This is a genomic window from Geminocystis sp., from assembly GCF_041753295.1.
Taxonomy (GTDB): Bacteria; Cyanobacteriota; Cyanobacteriia; order Cyanobacteriales; family Cyanobacteriaceae; genus Geminocystis.
In genome coordinates, this window is the sequence record NZ_JBGSUU010000105.1 from 40,329 (window position 1) to 61,083 (window position 20,755).

17 protein-coding genes are annotated in these 20,755 nt (G+C 30.4%); 9 read left to right on the plus strand and 8 right to left on the minus strand.

Annotated features, from left to right (window positions below; all coding sequences use genetic code 11):
* Positions 1 to 55 precede the first annotated feature (55 nt).
* From ACEW8E_RS12220 to eno, 4 genes are all read left to right on the plus strand, one after another.
* Positions 56 to 646, plus strand: coding sequence for a hypothetical protein (locus ACEW8E_RS12220; RefSeq protein ID WP_373480624.1), 591 nt, complete (start codon positions 56 to 58; stop codon positions 644 to 646).
* 225 nt (positions 647 to 871) lie between these two features.
* A complete protein-coding gene (locus ACEW8E_RS12225; protein WP_373480625.1) occupies positions 872 to 4,903 on the plus strand; it encodes a PAS domain-containing protein in 4,032 nt (1,343 codons plus the stop codon).
* A gap of 74 nt (positions 4,904 to 4,977) precedes the next feature.
* The gene (locus ACEW8E_RS12230; protein WP_373480626.1) at positions 4,978 to 5,727 is read left to right on the plus strand and encodes a DUF3887 domain-containing protein; all 750 of its coding nucleotides are present in this window, start codon (positions 4,978 to 4,980) and stop codon (positions 5,725 to 5,727) included.
* 13 nt (positions 5,728 to 5,740) lie between these two features.
* A complete protein-coding gene (gene eno, locus ACEW8E_RS12235; protein WP_373480627.1) occupies positions 5,741 to 7,039 on the plus strand; it encodes a phosphopyruvate hydratase in 1,299 nt (432 codons plus the stop codon).
* Between the two features lie 11 nt (positions 7,040 to 7,050).
* Here eno and ACEW8E_RS12240 read toward each other — a convergent pair whose 3' ends face one another.
* The gene (locus ACEW8E_RS12240) at positions 7,051 to 7,440 is read right to left on the minus strand and encodes a DUF4278 domain-containing protein (protein ID WP_373480628.1); all 390 of its coding nucleotides are present in this window, start codon (positions 7,438 to 7,440) and stop codon (positions 7,051 to 7,053) included.
* A 501-nt stretch (positions 7,441 to 7,941) separates the two neighbouring features.
* On the opposite strand from ACEW8E_RS12240, the gene ACEW8E_RS12245 reads away from it, so the two are divergent.
* The gene (locus tag ACEW8E_RS12245; RefSeq protein WP_373480629.1) at positions 7,942 to 8,634 is read left to right on the plus strand and encodes a Crp/Fnr family transcriptional regulator; all 693 of its coding nucleotides are present in this window, start codon (positions 7,942 to 7,944) and stop codon (positions 8,632 to 8,634) included.
* 46 nt (positions 8,635 to 8,680) lie between these two features.
* Positions 8,681 to 10,426: a M61 family metallopeptidase gene (locus ACEW8E_RS12250; protein ID WP_373480630.1), complete on the plus strand. Its 1,746-nt coding sequence runs from the start codon at positions 8,681 to 8,683 to the stop codon at positions 10,424 to 10,426.
* 55 nt (positions 10,427 to 10,481) lie between these two features.
* On the opposite strand, the gene ACEW8E_RS12255 is transcribed toward ACEW8E_RS12250, so the two are convergent.
* The 7 genes from ACEW8E_RS12255 to ACEW8E_RS12285 form a co-directional block, all read right to left on the minus strand.
* Positions 10,482 to 10,961, minus strand: a complete 480-nt coding sequence (locus tag ACEW8E_RS12255; protein WP_373480631.1) for a pentapeptide repeat-containing protein — start codon at positions 10,959 to 10,961, stop codon at positions 10,482 to 10,484.
* A 101-nt stretch (positions 10,962 to 11,062) separates the two neighbouring features.
* Complete coding sequence (locus ACEW8E_RS12260) at positions 11,063 to 11,560, minus strand: HNH endonuclease (protein WP_373480632.1); 498 nt, start codon at positions 11,558 to 11,560, stop codon at positions 11,063 to 11,065.
* A gap of 69 nt (positions 11,561 to 11,629) precedes the next feature.
* Complete coding sequence (gene gloA / locus ACEW8E_RS12265) at positions 11,630 to 12,043, minus strand: lactoylglutathione lyase (protein WP_373480670.1); 414 nt, start codon at positions 12,041 to 12,043, stop codon at positions 11,630 to 11,632.
* 36 nt (positions 12,044 to 12,079) lie between these two features.
* The gene (locus tag ACEW8E_RS12270; RefSeq protein WP_373480633.1) at positions 12,080 to 13,408 is read right to left on the minus strand and encodes a recombinase family protein; all 1,329 of its coding nucleotides are present in this window, start codon (positions 13,406 to 13,408) and stop codon (positions 12,080 to 12,082) included.
* 12 nt (positions 13,409 to 13,420) lie between these two features.
* Positions 13,421 to 14,014, minus strand: a complete 594-nt coding sequence (locus ACEW8E_RS12275) for an AAA family ATPase (protein ID WP_373480634.1) — start codon at positions 14,012 to 14,014, stop codon at positions 13,421 to 13,423.
* 208 nt (positions 14,015 to 14,222) lie between these two features.
* Entirely contained in the window at positions 14,223 to 15,545 is a 1,323-nt protein-coding gene (locus tag ACEW8E_RS12280; protein WP_373480635.1) for an ABC transporter substrate-binding protein, read from the minus strand.
* Positions 15,546 to 15,733: 188 nt separating this feature from the next.
* Positions 15,734 to 16,336, minus strand: coding sequence for a hypothetical protein (locus ACEW8E_RS12285; RefSeq protein ID WP_373480636.1), 603 nt, complete (start codon positions 16,334 to 16,336; stop codon positions 15,734 to 15,736).
* 287 nt (positions 16,337 to 16,623) lie between these two features.
* On the opposite strand from ACEW8E_RS12285, the gene ACEW8E_RS12290 reads away from it, so the two are divergent.
* The 3 genes from ACEW8E_RS12290 (at position 16,624) to ACEW8E_RS12300 (ending at position 20,655) form a co-directional block, all read left to right on the plus strand.
* Positions 16,624 to 17,169 (plus strand): DUF3124 domain-containing protein, encoded by a 546-nt coding sequence (locus ACEW8E_RS12290; protein WP_373480637.1) that lies wholly within the window; start codon positions 16,624 to 16,626, stop codon positions 17,167 to 17,169.
* Positions 17,170 to 17,287: 118 nt separating this feature from the next.
* Entirely contained in the window at positions 17,288 to 18,925 is a 1,638-nt protein-coding gene (gene cimA / locus ACEW8E_RS12295) for a citramalate synthase (RefSeq protein ID WP_373480638.1), read from the plus strand.
* A 65-nt stretch (positions 18,926 to 18,990) separates the two neighbouring features.
* The gene (locus ACEW8E_RS12300; protein ID WP_373480639.1) at positions 18,991 to 20,655 is read left to right on the plus strand and encodes a hypothetical protein; all 1,665 of its coding nucleotides are present in this window, start codon (positions 18,991 to 18,993) and stop codon (positions 20,653 to 20,655) included.
* Positions 20,656 to 20,755: the final 100 nt, after the last annotated feature.

Here is a 20,755-nt window from a genome sequence, read left to right on the forward strand (position 1 = left end):
TTATCAGAGTAAAATATAAAAAATTTAGTTAAATTAAGTAGATAAAATAACGATAATGATAGATTTTATTGAGATTTTAAATAATGCTGTTAATCATAAAAATTCTTTACCAAAAAGTAACTTATTAGTTGAGGCTTTATTAGCAGCAGAAAAACATAGCCATCAAGAAAAAACTCAATATCAATTTGAGCAATTAATAGGACATTGGCAGTTACATTTCATTACTGGTACTAAAAACAGTCAAAAAAAGTTAGGTAATTTTCTCGGTAGTGGTTTTTATTTACCTTCTCTTGTTAAAGTTATTATTTCTTATTCCTCGGAAGAAAATTTAAAGGAAAAAAATCAAGGAAAAATCGAAAATATTGTTAAATTTGGGTTAGTAAAATTTATTATCGATGGCCCTAGTAAATTTATTCTAAAAAAAAATATAATAGCCTTTGATTTTACCTATTTAAAAATGTTTATTTTAGGACAAAAAACCTATGAAATGAATATCAGAAATGGCAAAGATAGCCATAGTCAATTTTATCAAAAAAATATTAATCAACAAGCCTTTTTTAGTTATTTTTATGTCTCAGAAAATATAATTGCGGCTAGAGGTAGAGGAGGAGGTTTAGCGTTATGGAAAAAAGTCATAGATAAATAAGTAGGCAAAATTAATTATAGGCAAGAGGCAACAAAGATTATTAGTTATTTTTATTAATTTCAAACTATATAATCCCTAAATACTTTTAATGCTTATAAATAAAATTATTTTAAGAAAAATCGAAGGTCAATAAGTTATGATATGATATTGCACTCACATTCAAACTTATTATATCTTCAAGTGATAAAGTAGAATAATAATTAATTATTATTTGTTAATTGTTATATGACTCCCAAAAAATCAACTAATCAAAATAATGAAAACTTAAGAGAAATATCTGACAAAGATTTACAACAATTTTTCCTTTTAGCATTAGATTTGCTATGTATTGCCAATTTAGAAGGGTATTTTTTACGAGTTAATCAGGCTTGGGAATCGGTTTTAGGTTACTCTATTAAAGAGTTAGAAGGCAGTAAATTTCTTGATTTTGTACATCCTGATGATGTTCCATCTACCATTAATATTATGGCTAAATTAGCCGATAATCAACCTATACATAATTTTGAAAATCGTTATCGTCACCAAAATGGTACATTTCGTCATATACAGTGGCAATCAATAACCTATAATAATTTAATTTACGGAGTAGCAAGAGATGTTACTGAGGAGAAAAAAACTGAATTAGAATTAAGAGAAAGTCAACAATTTTTATCTGAAATTATTAATAATATTCCCTTAATGTTATTCGTGAAAAAAGCGAAAGATTTAAGGTTTGTTGAATTTAATAAAGTAGCAGAAATTATAACTGGGTTTAAAAAAGATGATTTATTAGGTAAAAATGATTATGATTTATTTCCTGAAGATGAAGCAAATTTTTTCTATGAAAAAGATAAACAAGTTATCACAAATATTCAAAAAATTGAAATAGAAGAAAAGATAACTACTTTAAATAATGGAAAAATAATATTATATACAAAAAAAATTCCTGTTATTAATTCAGCAGGAGAAACAACTTATTTATTAGGTATTTCTGAAGATATAACCGAGAAAAAAAATATAGAAATTGAACTTAATCAAACTAAAGAATTTTTAAATCAAACTAACGAATTAGCTAGAGTTGGCGGTTGGGAAGTTGACTTAATTAATTATATTTCTAAATGGACTGATATGACTAAAATTATTCATGATGTACCTTTAGATTATCAACCTACTTTAAAAGAAGCTATTAATTTTTATAAAAAAGGAGAAAGTCGAGAAAAGATCAAAAAAGCAGTAAGTGATGCTATTAATTTAGGTAAAAATTCTATTGTAGAAGTGCAATTTATCACCGCTAAAGCCATAGAAATTTGGGTAAAAGCTATCATTAAATCTGATTTTAAAGAAGGTAAATGTTCTCGAATTTATGGCTCATTTCAAGATATTAATAAACAAAAATTAAATGAAATTGCCTTAATAGAAAAAACTAAAGAATTTAACGAATTAGTCTCTGTTATTCCTATGGGAATTTATAAGTTAAGAGAAAATTTTAATTTTATTTATGTCAGTCCTGTTTGGTGTAATCTTAATGGTATAAAAGAAGAAGATATTTTACAAAATTCTCAATTAGCTGTAGATCTTATTCACCCTGAAGATAAAGAATTATTTATGGCAAAAAATGATGAAGCCATTGCGACAAAATCTAAGTTTAATCATACTGCAAGATTTATTGTCAATGATGAAATTCGTTGGATGGAAATAAAATCTCAACCCCAACAAGATGATAAAAATAATTGGTTTTGGTTTGGTACACAAACAGATATTACTGAGCAAAAACAAGCAGAAATTGAACTAGAAACTACAAAAAATCAATTACAAAGTATTTTAAACTCTCTTAATGAAGTAATTTGGTCTGTTAGTTTACCTGATTATAAGGTACTTTTTATTACTCCTTCTGTGGAAGACTTTTATGGTATTTCCTATGAAGATTGGATGAATGATTATAGTTATTGGTATAAAATTATTCACCCTGAAGATAAAGGTATTATTGATGATATTTGGCATAATATGGAAACTAAAGGTTATTCTGTGACCGAATATCGTATTATCAAACCTAATGGTGAAATAAAATGGATTTCTAATAAAGCCAAATATATCTTTAATGATGATGGCGATCGCATTAGAATAGACGGAATTGTTACAGATATAACTAAAAATCAACAAACAAAAATTGCTTTAATTGAGAGTGAAAATAAACTAAAAAATCTCATTGCAAATATGTCGGGGGTAGCTTATCAATGTTTAAATGATGAAGATTTTACGACTATTTTTATAAGTGATGAAATTCAAAGATTATCAGGATATAAACCGATAGATTTTTTTGATAATCAAACTATCAATTTGAATATTATTATTCATCCAGATTATATTAAAAAAGTTCACGAAAATATCACAAAATCTTTAACAAACAAAGAATCTTTTGCTGTGGAATACCCCCTAATTACCATGGAAGGAAATAAAATTTGGGTATTAGATAAAGGTAAAGGAATTTATAATAATGAAGGTGAATTGCTTTTTATTGAAGGCATTATTTTTGATATAAATAAACAGAAAATAACAGAGAATAAATTACAACAGAAAGAAAAAATGTTATTAGCTATTTCTCAAGCTACAAAAGAATTATTATCTAATAAAAATGTTGAAAATGCTATTGCCAATTCTTTAAATATTTTATGCCATGCTATAGAAGCAGATCAAGCCTATTATTTCACTTTCGAGCATAATGGTCATGAGTTAGTTTGTAACCATAAATATGAATGTTATCGAGACGAAAGAGAACCTGTTATTAATAGTCCTGAATTACAAAATATTCCTACCTCATTTTTTAAAGAAGCCGAACAAGTAATTTTAGCAGGAAAAACCTTTCATATTTTAATTAAAAATATTGCAGATGATGTACTTTTTAAGCCCATATTAGTAGAACAAAATATCAAATCTTTAATTTATTTTCCTCTCCTAAATAATGGAATAACTACGGCAATTATTGGTTTTGATGACTGTCATGAGGAAAGAATTTGGACAGAAGCCGAAATTAGTTTATTATCTAGTTTTGCCGACAGTGTTTCTAGTGCAATTCAAAGAAAAAACCTTGAAGAAAATTTATTAAAAACAAAACAACAAGCGGAATCTGCTAGTCGTGCAAAATCAGAATTTTTAGCAAATATGAGTCACGAAATTCGCACTCCTCTTCATGGTATTATAGGTTTTTCCGAATTATTATTAGAAACTAATCTTAACTCAACTCAACAAGAATACTTAAATTTTGTTCATCAATCAGGAGATATATTATTAGATTTAATTAACGATATTCTTGACTTTTCTAAAATAGAAGCAGGAAAACTAGAATTAGCCATTAATAAATATGATTTATGGGAACTTTCGAGGCTAATAATGGATATAATTCGTTTTAAAATTATTGATAAAGAAATTGAATTAATATTAAATGTTTCTCCTAAGTTACCTCGTTTTGCATGGATAGATGATTTAAGACTTAAACAAGTATTAATTAACCTTCTCAGTAACGCCACAAAATTCACAGAAACAGGAGAAATTGAATTAGCGATTAAGCTATTAAATATTGATAAAATAACCAATATTGCTACTATAGAATTTTCCGTAAAAGATACAGGCATTGGTATATCTCCCGAAAAACAAAAAATAATATTTAAAGCCTTTTCTCAAGAAGATGAATCTACTACTCGTAAATATGGAGGCACAGGTTTAGGCTTGACGATTTCTAATAAACTTTTATATTTAATGGACAGTAAATTAAAACTTGAAAGTCAATTAAATAAAGGAAGTCGTTTCTTTTTTACCCTCAAAGTTAAAACCGAAACCGCAGACATAGATAATCATCTTTTACCCATAACATCCTCTCAAGAAGATACTTTTTTCGATTATTCATCCTATAGCATTCTTTTGGTGGAAGATAATAAAATTATGATGTTAGCCAAAGTTATTATTCAGAAAGTTTTACCTGACATTAACATTATCGAAGCTAATCATGGAGAAGAAGCCATCAAAAAATATCAACAATATAACCCTAATATTATCTTAATGGATATACAAATGCCCATTATGAGCGGTTATGAAGCTACACAAAAAATTAGATCTTTACAAAAATCTAACCATCATACACCCATTATCGCTCTTACGGCTGGAACTGTCAAAGGAGAAAAAGATCGTTGTTTAGCTTTAGGTATGGATAACTATTTAAGTAAACCTATCCAAATCGAAGCATTTTCTACCATGATTAAAAAATATTTTCTCAAATCTATTTAATTTTTTCTTTATAAAAGGAAGTAAAATTCAAACTAAGTAGTTATCACATCAAAATATTTAGGTAATTTATTTTCATGAAAATTAGTCGATTTATCGCTATCAGTACACTTTCTTTGATACTCGGAGGGTTAAGTTATCAAACCTCCAGTTATGCCGAAAAAACTCAAACTCATCAAATTATCACTCAAAGTAACAATCAAGAAAAATCGCCTCAACTTGAAGCCAAAGCCAAAGAAGTTATTAACTTATTTTTTACAGAAAAATTTGATTCTGTCTCTCAACTGTTTACTCCAGATTTACGCTCGGAGATTCCTTTAGAGTATATGAAATCCCTTCTTACGGATACCTTAACTCAAAATGGTAAATTTCAAAAATTAACTGACTCAAAAGTAATCGTTACCCCCGGCAGTGATTTAGTTGTTTTAACCCTCAATTTTGAGAAAATCACAGAAGATTGGATTGTAATTTTTAATGATCAACAAGAAGTCATCGGTGTAGATATTCCCACCAATAAAAACATCGAAACTATTGCCACAGAATTTATTAACTCTTTAGTATCTCAAGAATCCGCTCAAGCAAGGGGGTGGTTAAATCCCTTCCTCAAAGAAACCATCTTACCTCAACAGTTACAATCCCGTTGGAATAGCTTTATCCAAGGTAAAGGGGATTTTAAAGGAATTACCAAAACTACCCTTAGAAACGGCTCAAAAGGTGACAATACGGATGTTGTAATTATGGACTTAGAATTTAGCCAAAATAAAGAAAAAGTCTTCGTAATTTTTGACAGTTCTAAGAGTATCATTGGTGTAGATTTTATTCAATAAATTAGGTTTATCCATGTTAGAACAACAATCAATGTTAATTGAAGAAATTACCGCTAGAGAAATTTTAGACTCCCGTGGAAGGCCCACTGTAGAGGCTGAAGTCCGCTTAGAAAATGGCTCTGTCGGTTTAGCTCAAGTACCTAGTGGTGCTTCTACTGGTAGCTTTGAAGCCCATGAATTACGAGATGGCGATCGCCATAGATACGGTGGCAATGGAGTTTTAAAAGCGGTAGATAATATCATCGATAAAATTGAACCAGCATTACTTGATCATGATGCCTTTGACCAAGTTGGGATTGATACAGCTATGATTAATCTTGATGGTTCACCTAATAAAAAAAATTTGGGTGCCAATGCGATTTTAGCCGTATCTTTAGCCAATGCCAAAGCGGTAGCGGGAGAGTTACAAATTCCTCTTTATCGCTATTTAGGAGGCCCTTTAGCTAATGTTTTACCCGTACCCATGATGAACGTTCTTAACGGCGGAAGTCATGCTAATAATAACGTAGATTTTCAGGAATTTATGATTATGCCCATCGGTGCAGAAACTTTTTCTGAAGGTTTACGGTGGGGTGCAGAAATTTTCGCTTGTTTAAGCAAAGTTTTAAAAGAGAAAGGTTTACTAACAGGAGTGGGAGATGAAGGTGGTTATGCCCCTAATTTAGGTTCAAATCAAGAGGCTTTAGACTTATTAATTCAAGCCATTGAAATTGCAGGTTATAAAGCAGGAGATCAAGTTGCCCTAGCCATGGATGTTGCCGCTAGTGAATTTTACAAAAATGGTCAATATAACTACGATGGTTGTGATCATTCTCCCGTAGAATTTATTAATTATTTAGAAAGTTTAGTTGGTAAATATCCTATTGTCTCCATCGAAGATGCTTTACACGAAGATGATTGGGATAACTGGAAATTACTTACCGAAAAACTCGGATCTAAAATTCAGTTAGTCGGTGATGATTTATTTGTTACTAATATCACACGTTTACAAAAAGGTATAGATTTAGGTATTGCTAACTCTATCCTTATTAAACTTAATCAAATCGGTACTTTAACAGAAACTCTCCAAACCATCGAATTAGCTACTCGTAAAGGTTACAGCTCTGTTATTAGTCATCGTTCTGGAGAAACTGAAGATACCACTATTGCCGATTTAGCTGTGGCTACAAGAGCAGGACAAATAAAAACAGGTTCTTTATGTCGTAGTGAAAGAGTAGCTAAATATAACCGCTTATTACGCATAGAACATGAATTAGGCGATCGCGCTCTTTATGCTCCAAAAGTGGGATTAGGCCCTGTATATAGTAAGTAATTAATAATTAATTAGTTAACGGCTAATTGTTGAGATTCTTGTTTCAACATTTCTAATAAATAATCATTGTGGTTTTCTTGTGCCACTTTGATTCTTCTTTCTAAGTTTCTTCTCAAGTTAGATAAATGTACTTGCTCTAAGTTACATTCTGCTACCGTAGTGACAAGATGAGAAGTAGTTATGGGTGTTTTTGTCTCCATCATCAAAGGAATAGCATTAGGGCAAGTACTATAACTCGTACCACGATAGGTTAAAAATAATTTAGGTTGAAGTTGTGGAATATGTTTCGGTAATTTATAATTCCATTCACTACCTCTATATTTGCCGATAATGTCACTTTCTTTCATTTCCAGCACGGAAGTTTCTGATTTATATTGATTGCCACGATATTTCATTTTCATATTATTTTCTCTTTAGGTTGTAGATATAATTTTTTTGTTTAAAATTACTAAAATATTTTTTATTTCTGTATCTATTTTTACATTTGTCGAAAATAAAGTAAAGTTAATGTAAGGAAAACTTAAGATTTCCATAAATATTTTTTGGTTAGTTTCTTATGGCCCATGTCCTTTAATTTTACCATCCGTTAACTATAAAATTTTTGGTGGTGTAAAGGTGTCAGGTGTAAAGGGTTTTAAGTAAAAAAAATACATAGAAAATATATAGCAATATTAAATAATTTGTGGACAATCTTTCCTTTAATTCCCCTCAAGTTTCGGAGGTTAGAGGAGGGAAAACTTTACATTTTTTGATTGACTAATCACCTAAATTCGAGGATATTAAACCTGAAACCTGCTCTCAACGGAAGTAATTTTAAATTAGTTGATGTTTATTGACTAAATCGAGTAGAATGCAGTAGTTCAAGATCTTAAAATCAACTTCTTATATTTAATTAATATTTCATGGAGACGCAAGAAATTAGCGATCTTTTTCCCCTATTCCATAACCTAAATACTGAAACCATAGAATGGCTAGTTTCTATGGCAGACAGTGACAATTATGAATCAGAAGAAGTGATTATTGCCGAAGACGACTGGGGAAAAGCTATTTATTTTATAGTTTCGGGATGGGTAAAGCTAGAAAATATTTATAGCGAAGAAAATGTCACATTAGAAATTATCGGTAAAGGTGGCTGTGTAGGAGAAGCAGGAATTTTAAGTACTCTTAATGGTAATAGTCGAGTTATCGCCATTTCGGCGGTAGAAGTATTAAGTATCTCCGCACAAAGATTTTTACAAATATTATTTCGAGATTCTCAAATACAAAACCGTTTTCTAAAATTGATGGTAAGTCGAGTTACCGAATATCAAAAATATTGTCAATTTCATCGCCAAACAGGAAAAGTAAGATTAGCTACTGTTTTAATTTCCCTTGCAGATAAATATGGTGAAATCACAGAAAAAGGCATTAAACTTTATCCTTTTTTAAAACAAGATTTAGCAGATTTAGCTCAATTAAGTTTAGAAGAATGTAGTCAAATTATGAATAAATTAGAAGAAAAAAAAGTGATTTATCTAAAATCAAATAGTGATATTTTTTATATTTTAAATATTAAACAATTACATCATATTATCGGTAAATTAGGTAATGAATAACTATCAAATATAACTTATAAATTTCACTAATTATTGAAGATAAAACATGAATAAATTAAGTCCAAATATCCATTATTTTATTTCGATGGCTTGTCCAGAATCTCACTTATTTGAAGTAACCTTAAACATTGAAAACTGGCAAGAAAAAACTCTAAATTGTAAAATGCCTGTGTGGACACCCGGCTCATATTTAGTTAGGGAATATTCTCGACATTTACAAAATTTTACAGCTTATTCAACGGTAAATAATAATAAATTAAACTGGAAAAAAACATCTAAAAATAATTGGTTAGTTACTGCAAATAATGAGCAAAATATAACAGTAAAATATCAAATTTATGCTAATGAATTAACTGTTAGAACTAATCATTTAGATGCTACTCACGGTTATTTTAATGGTGCTGCGTTATTCTTTTATATACCTAATTACGAAAATTTACCTCTTACAATTACTATTAATGTACCTTACTCTTCTTGGCAAGTTTCAACATCCCTACCAAAAATATCGTCTTTAGAAAATACCTTTTTAGCTGATAATTTTGATACTTTAGTAGATAGCCCTTTTGAAATTGGTACACAAAAAATTTATGATTTTACCCTAGAAAATAAACCTCATCAATGGGTAATTTGGGGAGACGGAAATATTGACATTCAGAAACTAATTAAAGACACAGAAAAAATTATTAAAACTGAAGAAAAAATATTTGGTAATTTGCCCTATGATAATTACTTTTTCTTATTACATTTATCCGCTAGTGGCTTTGGAGGATTAGAACATAAAAATTGTTGTGTCTTAAATTATCCTCGTTTTGGCTTCAAAAAACAAGAAAAATACTATCGTTTCTTACAATTAGTTGCCCATGAATATTTCCATCTTTGGAATGTAAAAAGAATTCGTCCTAAAGCCTTAGAAAATTTCGATTATGATCAAGAAAATTATACCACTTCTTTATGGTTTTCTGAAGGTACAACCAGTTATTATGACATGATTATTCCCCTCAGAGCTGGTATTTATAATTATCAAACATTTTTCGAGTTATTAAGTAAAGATATTAGTCAATATTTAACAACTTCAGGGCGAAATATTCAACCTTTAAAAGAATCTAGTTTTGATGCTTGGATTAAATTATATCGCCGAGATGCTTATAGTAATAATAATCAGATTTCGTATTATTTAAAAGGGCAATTTATTACTCTATTATTAGATTTATTGATTAGAAAAAATACCGACAATGAAAAGTCTTTTGATGATGTGATGAAAACTATGTGGTTAAAATTTGGAGTATCAGAAATAGGTTTTACCCCTGAACAATTACAAACAGAAATAGAACTCATTGCCAATACAAATTTAAAGGAATTTTTCTACTTATATTTAGATACCACAGCAGAATTACCCTTTAATGAATATTTTGAGCCTTTTGGTGTAAAATTAGAACCACAAATAGACAAAAATATTCCTCCTTATTTAGGTTTAAATATCACGAAAAAAAATGGCAATGAAGAAATAAGTTTTGTAGAAGCAAATTCCCCTGCAGGAAAAGCTGGAATTGATGCTGGAGACGAGTTATTAGCTATTGATGGTTTTCGAGTAACCGCAGATAATTTAAACGAAAGATTACTAGATTATCAAGAAAACGACATGATTAAATTAACTTATTTTCATCAAGAAGAATTGAAAACTATCGAGATAAAATTAGCTTCTCCTCAACCATCTAATTATCTAGTAAAAATGATCGATAATCCCTCGAAAAAACAACAAGAAATGTTAAAAAAATGGTTGTTTATTAACTAGGGAATTGCTGAAAAAAAATTTGTGATTTTTCTGTGCAAACCCTAAGGATAAATTGTTATTCACAATAAAGAGTATCACGGGTATTTTTTCCCGTAATAGGATTAGTACCCGTTGCCATACTACATAATAATTCTTCTAAATCTGGACGTAACAATACATCTGTAAAATCTGCACCTTCAATATTTGCTTGTTCAAATTTAGTATTAGTAGCAAAAGCACCTTCAAGAATAGCGTTATGAAGATTAACTCTTGTCATTCTCGCTGAATCCAATACTGCATTGGTTAAATTTGCACCTTCTAAATTAGCTGAATCCATGTTAGCACCAAAAAAGCTAACCCCTTGTAAATTTGCTTTGCTTAAATTGCTACTACGAAGATTTGCTTTATTAAAAGTTGATCCTACCAAATCTTGTCCAGAAAAATCACTTTCAAATAAATCTCTTTTAGTATAATCTAAGGCTTCTACGGGATTAACTATCGTGATTAAACTAAGAATCAATGCTAAAGTCAGACTAATTAATTTTAATAAATTCATGGTAATTGTGGGTAAAAAAATTTGCTTTCAATCAATAATTAATGTACCCAATATTGACAGCATTTGGTATTAAAAAAAAGAAGATTAACAATGTTCAATTATTAAATACCAATAACATACTTACGCCATTCATGATTATTATTATCTTTAGTACATTTAGCAATTTCAAAATGAAGGCTACTATAAGGTTTTCTTGGTTGTTTATGTAAAGGCATTTGAGCTTCTTTTGGTGTACGACTTCCTTTTTTTATATTACAGCGTACACAAGCCGCCACCAAATTTTCCCAACTATCACCACCACCACGAGAACGAGGTATGATATGATCTAAAGTTATTTGATCTCCTTTATAACTGCAATATTGACAAGAATTTTTATCCCTCTCAAAGATATTTTTTCTAGTCAGAGGAATGTCTTTATAAGGCACTTTGACATAGTGACGTAACCTAATCACCGATGGTAATGAAAAAGTTTGATGAATAAATTGCGAATGATGCTCTAAAGGCTCAGCTTTACCTTTTATTAACAAAACCACCGCTCTTTTCCAGTTAGTAATATTGAGCGGCTCATAGGAAGCATTCAAAACTAAAACCTTAGCCATAAAGGTATTACTCTCAATGATTTATTGCTGATGCTAACACAAATTATCAAAAGTTGAATGAATTAATAATTAATTTTTTGATTCTGTTTTATTTCCTTGAGTACTAACTTGAATTAACTCAATTTTATAACCATCGGGATCTTCTACAAAAGCAATTATTGTTGAACCATGTTTCATTGCCCCCGGTTCTCTAGTCACTTTACCACCTAAAGACTTAATTTGATCACAAGTACGGAAAATATCATCAACCCCTAACGCAATATGACCATAACCGTTACCAATATCATAACTATTCGTATCCCAATTGTGAGTAAGTTCGATGACGCTGTTATCTTTTTCGTCACCATAACCTACAAATGCTAAGGTAAATTTACCGCTTTCATAGTCTTTTTTTCGTAATAACTTCATCCCTAAAACATTGCAATAGAAATCAAGAGATTTTTCGAGATTACCCACTCGTAACATTGTGTGTAAAATACGCATAATAATTAATTTAGCCATGAGAATTAACGTTAATAATTATACATTATTTTGAAAGATAAATTCTAAAGTTATATCAATATATTTCTCCTCTTTATTAACAGAATTAATTTTAATGACTTTAATAAATTCTCTTAAATAAAAGCGACACTCTATAGCAGATAAATCATACCAAAATTGAGGATTAGAAATCGCCACTGCAATTTTTTCTAAATTATCAGGAGGTAACTGTGCAATTTGTTGTTTTAATTGTCCAATTTCTAGGTTAATCTTATAACTTCTTAAAGATGTTGTTTCTTTATCTAAAATTTTTTCTATTTCTAAAGTTTTCAGTTTATTTAAAATATCTTCATTATCTTTTATTTTAGTTTCTAACTGCTGTTTGATTACCCTAGAATCAGGAGAATTAGTATTTTTACTTAACAAAGGAAAATCTCGACAAATTTTATTAATAACCTCAGAAAAAACTAAGTCATATTTAACCGATTTATAATTACAATTACCTTGACATTTAGTCGGAATTAGGTATAAATATTTTTCAGGATATTTCTTATTTTTTACCTTGCTAATTCTAAAAGAGGATTCACATTGTTGACACCTTAATAAACCTGCTAAAGAATAATTTGCTGACGCACTTCTGGGTTTTACTAACCGATGACTTTTTAAGATTCTATCAATTTGTGCCCCTTCTTCTCGACTAATAATCGGGGTGTGGGTATCGGAAATAATTTCTTTATTTTTATAGTTTAAATCTCCTCGATAAACAGGATTTTTTAACCAATTAATAGCTGTGGATAAAGCAATTTTTTTATCATATTTTTTCGCTAAATATCTAACACTATCACTGACAGAAGAATATAACAAAAAATGTTCAAAAAAGTCTCTAATAATAGAAGAAGTTGCTCTATTAATAATATAACTATCTTTTCCTTTTAAATAACCAAATGGTGCTTTACCCGGTGGTGGTAAAATATTTAAACGATTATTACCGTGAGATTTTAATAATTTTTTTTGATGGATTTTTTGGCTAATATCATTCCAAATATTAAGTAATTTTTCTTTAGTCTTACTATTATTAATTATTTTGAATTTACTACTATTATAATCTTCATCAATAGCAATAATTTCTATACCTAATTCTTCTATTATAGTTATAATTTGAGTAACCTCATCTAAACTATTCCCAAATTCAGATAAACTACGAATTAATAGATAACTTGGCGCATTTTTTTCACAATCACGAATTAACTTTATTAATTGTTGTCTCTCACCAATATCTTGATAAATCGCCTCAATTTCACAACCCCAAAAAAAAGAATCAGGAGTTATTTCTATCACAGGATTAGTGTAAATATAAGCGATAATCAAAATAATATAAGTTTATAAATTAATTATTTCTTTGCCAACGGATTCATATTGTTTCCATGCTTGTTTACCACGGGAATCATGATAATCTTTAACAGTTTTACCATTTTGTGATGCTCTTTCAAAGGCAATTAATAACGGAATTTCAGTTTTAAATAAAGGGATGTTTTCTCTGATTAAAAATTGTTTAGCTGTTTTACTATTAGTAGTTCTTGAATCAACTTTTGTCAAGAGAATTTTATAATTATTAACATTATGTTTTTTGAAAAAATCCACTGCTTTAATAGTGGCATCTAAATCGAGATGATTCGGTGTTGTAGGAATAATAATTAAGTCATTTCCCTTAGCTAAATCTAATAAGTCGTCTTCTTCTGGTCGAGCTTTCATATCCGTGATAATATGGCTATGTTTAGGCACAAATGTTGCAGAACCAGCTTGAGATGCTACGATAAAAGGTAGATTATCTTCCCTAGCCCATACTAACGCAGAACGGTTAGGATCAGCATCTATTAATAAAGTCGGTTTATCCATGTGTAAATAAGTTGATAAATGTATGGCAGTAGTAGTTTTACCTACGCCTCCTTTTAATGAAACAATGGCGATAAACATAATAGTAAAATTATTGGTAAATATCTGAAAAATTAAACTGTGTTGATGAAATTAATTGTTAACTAATTATATTGACAATAACTCTAATTTTTAGTAAATATTTTTGATAACTAATAAACTTTTTTTTCAAACTATTAAAATACATAATATTAGTAAATTACTGATAGCCAAAGTTAGTCAAATTTAACTAAAAAATTATAAAAATGAGTTATTTAATGATAGGGGAAATCTTATCAATAACCGCTAAACTACCATCAGGGTTAACTTTCCAAACATCATAAACTCCCACAACATCACCATTTTCATCTACATCCACATTACCACTAGCACCTTGATAATTAATTTTCTCACCTTTGCGTAATAATTCCATAGCCTGACAAGGATCTGTAACCTCTGTACCTTCACCTACTGATACTTCTCGAATTTTACTCTTAATCCCTTCTCCAGTATTACTTCCTGCTGATTGTGCCGCTAACATTAATAAAATCGTTGCATCCCATGTATGAGGCACAAAAGCCGTCACTGGTTTATCTCCTGTTTTTTCCTTCCATAAAGTGGTAAAATCCTGTAAAGCCTTACCGTCAGCCCCCGGTACAGTGCCTAATGCACCAGCTATGATAGATGTACCATCGGCAGTTTTTCCTACTTGTTTCGTGAAATCTTCCGAATAAACACCATCAGTTAACAATACCGTAACGCCTTTAGTTAAACCTTGTTTATAAGCCGCTTGTAACAATAAACTACCTGTTTCTGCATATAATACCGCCGCTACTGCATCTGGTTTATTTGCGAAGGCTAATCCTGCTTCTGAGTCTAATGTAGTGGCTTTTGGATCATAACGTACTGGTTTTTCTTTATTGAGAATGTTGCCTCCTGCCGTAGTAAACGCATTTACAAATTGCGATTCAAATGCTACTCCATAATCATTATTTATCACTACTGTAGAAACATTTTTAAAACCCTCTTTCTGGGCTAAAGCGGCTAAGGCTTGGGCTTGATAGGTGTCTGGAGGTGCTGTGCGCGCCCAAAATCCGTTAAATTCTCCTTTTTTCGCTCTATCAGTAAAAACAGGGCTTGTGCTACCCGGTGAAATCATCATAACGTTATTTCTCACCGCTACATCCAAAGCTGCCGTAGAAACACTACTGGCAAACGAACCAACTACTCCTGATACTTTATCCACTTCCGTTAATTTCGTTATAGCAGAAGTTCCAGCTACAGGATCAGTTTGATCATCTTCTTTCACTAAAGTTACAGGTTTACCATTGACACCTCCACAAGCGTTAACAGTATCCACCGCTAATTGAGATGCAATAGGCATATTTTGCCCAATAGACGATAAATCCCCAGTGATAGGAAATAATGCTCCTAATTTCAAGCCTTCACTACTATTTTCAGCAGTATTCGTATTTTCTGTTTCTGGTGTTGTGGTGGTATTTTCTCCCGTTGTGCCAAACATACCACAGCCAACGGTTAACCAATTAAGACTAATAAATAAAGCTAAAACTCTTTTGAGTTGGTAATTTTTCATATTATTTTCTTATAGTTGCTTGAGTTTAACTTAAGATTGTACATTGTTGATGGTACTTAGGCTATTTAAGTATCCTTGATATAATTTCTACTATCTAATAATTTAACTTAATGTTAATATCGTGACAAAATAAATCAAATATATCTCTATGGTTATCACTTTTCGTTTTTTCCTATTATTAATAGTTTTTATTTAACAAGATATTTAGTATTTTTAAATATTAAATAATTAATAGTACGATGATCAATTTGACGCAAACGATTTTTACCTCTCTCTATTTCTAAATCAATGGCACTACTTCTGCCCATCTCATTATTAATCTCTAATAAATAACCGATTAAAGTTCTTTCTTCTCCTTTGTTTAATTCCTTACTAATTGTCTTTAAATTTTTCTCTATTTGTTCATAAGTAAGAGGATTTCCTTCTTCATCTTTAATAGCAGTTAATAACTTATTTTTTATATCATCTTGTTTAACTTGTTTGTTAAAATTAACGGTAAATATTTGTTGTCCAATATTCGCTAAAATATTATTAACTTCTATGCGAGTAATATATTTTTCTATTTGATATTGACTAGCGGAATACATCTCTAAAACTAAATCTTTATCTATATTTGATTCTACTCCTTTATCACTAACAACTTTAATGGTTTTAGGGTTAACTTTAACGACTTGATAATATTGAATTTCTGCTAAATATTCCCCTACTTTAATTTTCTCAACATTGAGATTTCCTTTTAGTGTGACGGCAGGTTTAATAATAGGTTTTTGAGATACATTTTGTTTTGTCATGGTTTAATTCTCCTGTAAATTTGATGTTTTTTATTTCTATCTATTTATCCAGTGGATTTCGTAAATTTATGCCATACTAAGAAAAATATTATAAAATATTTACGATTATCCCTAAAATTTAAGTTTTCCACAGGCTTATAATATAGTCTCTTAATCATTCACTGTCAGGGTAGGAGAATCAAAAATTATTGAAATATATTTTAAGGTAAATTGATAATAACTATCTTATTATTTAATCTTCTTCTTTTTGTAAATAAAAAGTTTATTCTTCGTTATGGTAATTAATAATGCCTAAAAAATATTTATTCTGTTTTTTATTGTTAATCTCTCTCTTCTTTTTCGCTTGTAATTCTACTCAAACCTTAGATAATCAACCGACTAATATTACTAATAATAAAAATCCTATTAATACCGAAACTATTAATTTATCTCCAGATTTTAAACCGATTACGGGACAAATTATTTATATTCCAGTATATTCTAATATTTATCATTCCAATCAGCAAAGAAGCCATAATTTAGCGGTTACGGTAAGTTTTCATAACATTGATTTAGATAATTCTATTATTATTAAATCTGTTAAATATTATGATACTCAAGGTAATTTAATTGACGATTATTTAGCTTCTCCTGTAACATTAAAACCTTTAGCTTCTACTAATTTTTATATCGAAGATAGTGATACTAGAGGAGGAATAGGTGCTAATTTTTTAATGGAATGGGTAGCAGATAAAAAAGTCGTAAAACCTTTCGCTGAATCGGTTATGATTAGTACTGCTAGTACTCAAGGAATTTCTTTCACCAGTCAAGGAAGAATTGTCAAAGAATTTTAAAATACCTTAATGAATTTGTAACAAAATAAAATTGATTAAATTCTAAGTATTTTATCTATATCTTAATAGGCTATTGCGTTAAAATTATTTCATAGCCTGATATAGAGATATTATAAGGATGAATGAGCGAAAAATTTGGTTGTATGACACTACCTTAAGAGACGGAGCCCAAAAAGAAGGTATTTCACTTTCTTTAGCAGATAAGTTGAAAATTGCCCGAAAATTAGATGATATGGGTATCCCTTTTATTGAAGGTGGTTGGCCTGGTGCTAACCCCAAGGATGTACAATTTTTTTGGGAGTTACAACAACAGCCTCTAAAACAAGCTAATATAGTGGCTTTTTGTTCAACTCGTCGCCCTAATCAATCCGCCGATAAAGATCCTCTCTTAAAAGCGATTCTAGCAGCTAATACTCATTGGGTGACCATTTTCGGCAAATCTTGGGATTTACACGTTACAGAAGGCTTAAAAACCTCTCTGGATGAGAATTTAGCCATGATTGAAGATACTATCACCTATTTGCGATCGCAGGGAAGAAAAGTAATTTATGACGCTGAACATTGGTTTGATGGATATAAAAATAATCCCCAATACGCTTTAAAAACCCTTCAATCAGCTATTAAAGGTGGTGTGCAATGGCTTGTTTTTTGTGATACAAATGGCGGTACGTTACCCCATGAAATTAGTCAAATTGTGTCGGAAATTAGGGGAAAACTTGATCTTAATTTAGATGATTCTCATAGTCCACAATTAGGTATTCATACTCATAATGATAGCGGTACAGCCGTCGCTAATGCCATGGCATCTGTATTAGAAGGTGTCACCATGGTTCAAGGTACAATCAACGGTTATGGTGAAAGATGTGGCAACGCAAATTTATGTACTTTAATCCCTAATTTACAGCTAAAATTAGGTTATAAATGTCTTGAACCAGAAGAATTAACTAAATTAACCCCTAATAGTCGTTTAATTAGTGAAATAGTCAATCTTCCTCCTGATAATCATGCTCCTTTTGTGGGAAGATCGGCATTTGCCCATAAAGGTGGTATTCATGTATCCGCAGTGGCTCGTAATCCTTTAACCTATGAGCATATAGAACCTGAATCTATTGGTAATGAAAGAAGAATCGTGATCTCAGATCAATCTGGATTAAGTAATATTATCAGTAAAGCGAAAACCTTTGGCATCGAATTTGATAAAAATGATCCTATTTGTCGAGAAATTTTATTGAAATTAAAAGCCTTAGAAAGTCAAGGTTATCAATTTGAAGCGGCGGAGGCTAGTTTTGAACTATTATTACGAGAAGCCTTAAATCAAAGACAACAATTATTCGGTATTAAAGGTTTTCAAGTGCATTCCGACATTACCTTAGACGGAAAAATCTCTCATACCCATGCTTTAGCTACTATAAAAATCATCGTTGATGGAGAAGAGTTATTAGAAGTAGCAGAAGGAAATGGGCCAGTTTCTGCATTAGATAAGGCTTTGCGTAAGGCTTTAGTTAAATTCTATCCCGAAATTGCTCAATTTTATTTAACGGATTATAAAGTAAGAATTCTTGATGGAGCAAAAGGAACTTCAGCCAAAACTAGGGTTTTAATTGAATCTAGCAACGGTGAACAACGATGGGCTACAGTGGGAGTATCAACAAATATTATTGATGCTTCTTATCAAGCCGTAGTTGAAGGTATAGAATATGGTATCTTACTAGGTAAAGCAAAAATTAATTCTGCTGACTTTTTGCCCAATTCCTAATTTTTAATTAATTTAAAATTCTTAATTAATTACTAATTAATAATTACTAATTACTAATTGTTTAAATGACTTCCTTACCAGAAACTACAAAACACAGATTACAACGTCTTCCTCAAATTCCTCATGTATGGGAAGGCGATCGCCGTTCGATTACAGGGATGATGGAAAATCTTGAACCAGATTTAGTCGATAACGGAGAATGTATTATTTGGGTGGACGGTAGTGAAGGCTTTGTGAGATCAATGGATGTAATGCGTTCAAAATCAGGTCCAGAAGCCATGGTAAGGGCATTATTAAAAGCCATTGAGAATCCCCATAGTCCAGCTATACCAGCACGGCCACAGAAAATTGTGGTAAAAGATAGACAGTTACAGTTTTTCTTGCGTGGTGCATTACAAGGTTTAGATATTATTGTGGATTATCAACCAGAATTACCTCTGTTAGATGAATTATGGCAAAACTTTCAAAATATGCACACAGAAAGTGATGAAAATATTTCCCCTGAATTATCAAAAGCCTTAGAGAAAGTAGCTATATCTGAAATTTGGAGACAACAACCATGGCAATCATTATCGGAAGAAGAAATCATCAAAATTGACGTTAATCAATGGGGTGTTGAAAGCCTTTATGCTTGTGTGATGGGAATGTTAGGAGAAGAATTTGGTATTATCTTATATCGATCTTTAGACTCCATGAAAACTTTTCGTCAACAAGTCATGAGTTTAACAGAGTCAGAGGAAGAAGGTGAATTAGAAGCGACATTTTTACAGCAAGATTGTTGGTTTATTAATTTTTCTCACGATGATGATGATGAAGAATCTTTAAACTGGAATGAATTTTTAAAAAGTAAGGTTAAACCTATTTTCGGTAGCATTCATCCCTATGAAGGAATTTCCCCTCTCAAAGATGAAGAAGAAGTCTATCCTATTTATGCCGCTTTAAAAGCATTTGGTAAATTTATCGATGAATTTGAAGAAGAATTATCCGAAGAAAACATCGACTTAATTGAAAAGGAATATGATGTAGAAATCCCTTTAAAAGATTTTAATTTAAAAATAAATGTTTCCACTACGCCAGAAATTACTAAAGAATTAGAACATCTTTTCGGCGATGATGATGACGATGATGACGATGAAGACTTTTTCGATAATGATGACGACGATGATGATTTGGCTGTCAGTGACGAATTAATTCCTGAAGGTGCGCTAATTTCTTTAGGTAAAATAGAATCTAGTTTATTTAATTCTCTCCAAAATAAGTCTTTAGCTAACATTGACGTTAACACTCTTGGTAAAATTACCAAAAATCAGGCATTAAAAGCAGGTTTTCCCGTAATTATTGTACAAACAACTCGTCCGAAAGCACAAATTATTATCGAAAAATTAAAGGATGAAAACGGTATTGTTTATTTAACTTTTAATAAAGGTTATGATCCTTATGAAGAAGAACATTTTGATCTTAGTATTTTACAAACAAAAGAAGAGAATTTATACATATTAGCTCAATTTGAAGAAACTAATCAAAAAGATTCCTTTTCTCAACAATTAAAATTATGGCAAAAAGATGTTGCTAAATTTAACGGTTATTGCGGAGTTGTAATTGCTATGGGTGCTAGTGGTGCTTCTCGTGGGCATCCACAGCATAAAGATTTCTTATATTTATTCTATAGTGAAGTAGTAAAAAAAGAAAAATTAGGACTTGAAACTCTTGTACTTAGTTTAGACTATTAATAATTACAGAAGATAGAGGTTAGGATATTAAGCCTCTACAATGGATTTAAGCTAAGATTGAGAACTTGATTTATAAGTATTTTTTCTATCTCTCTATTTC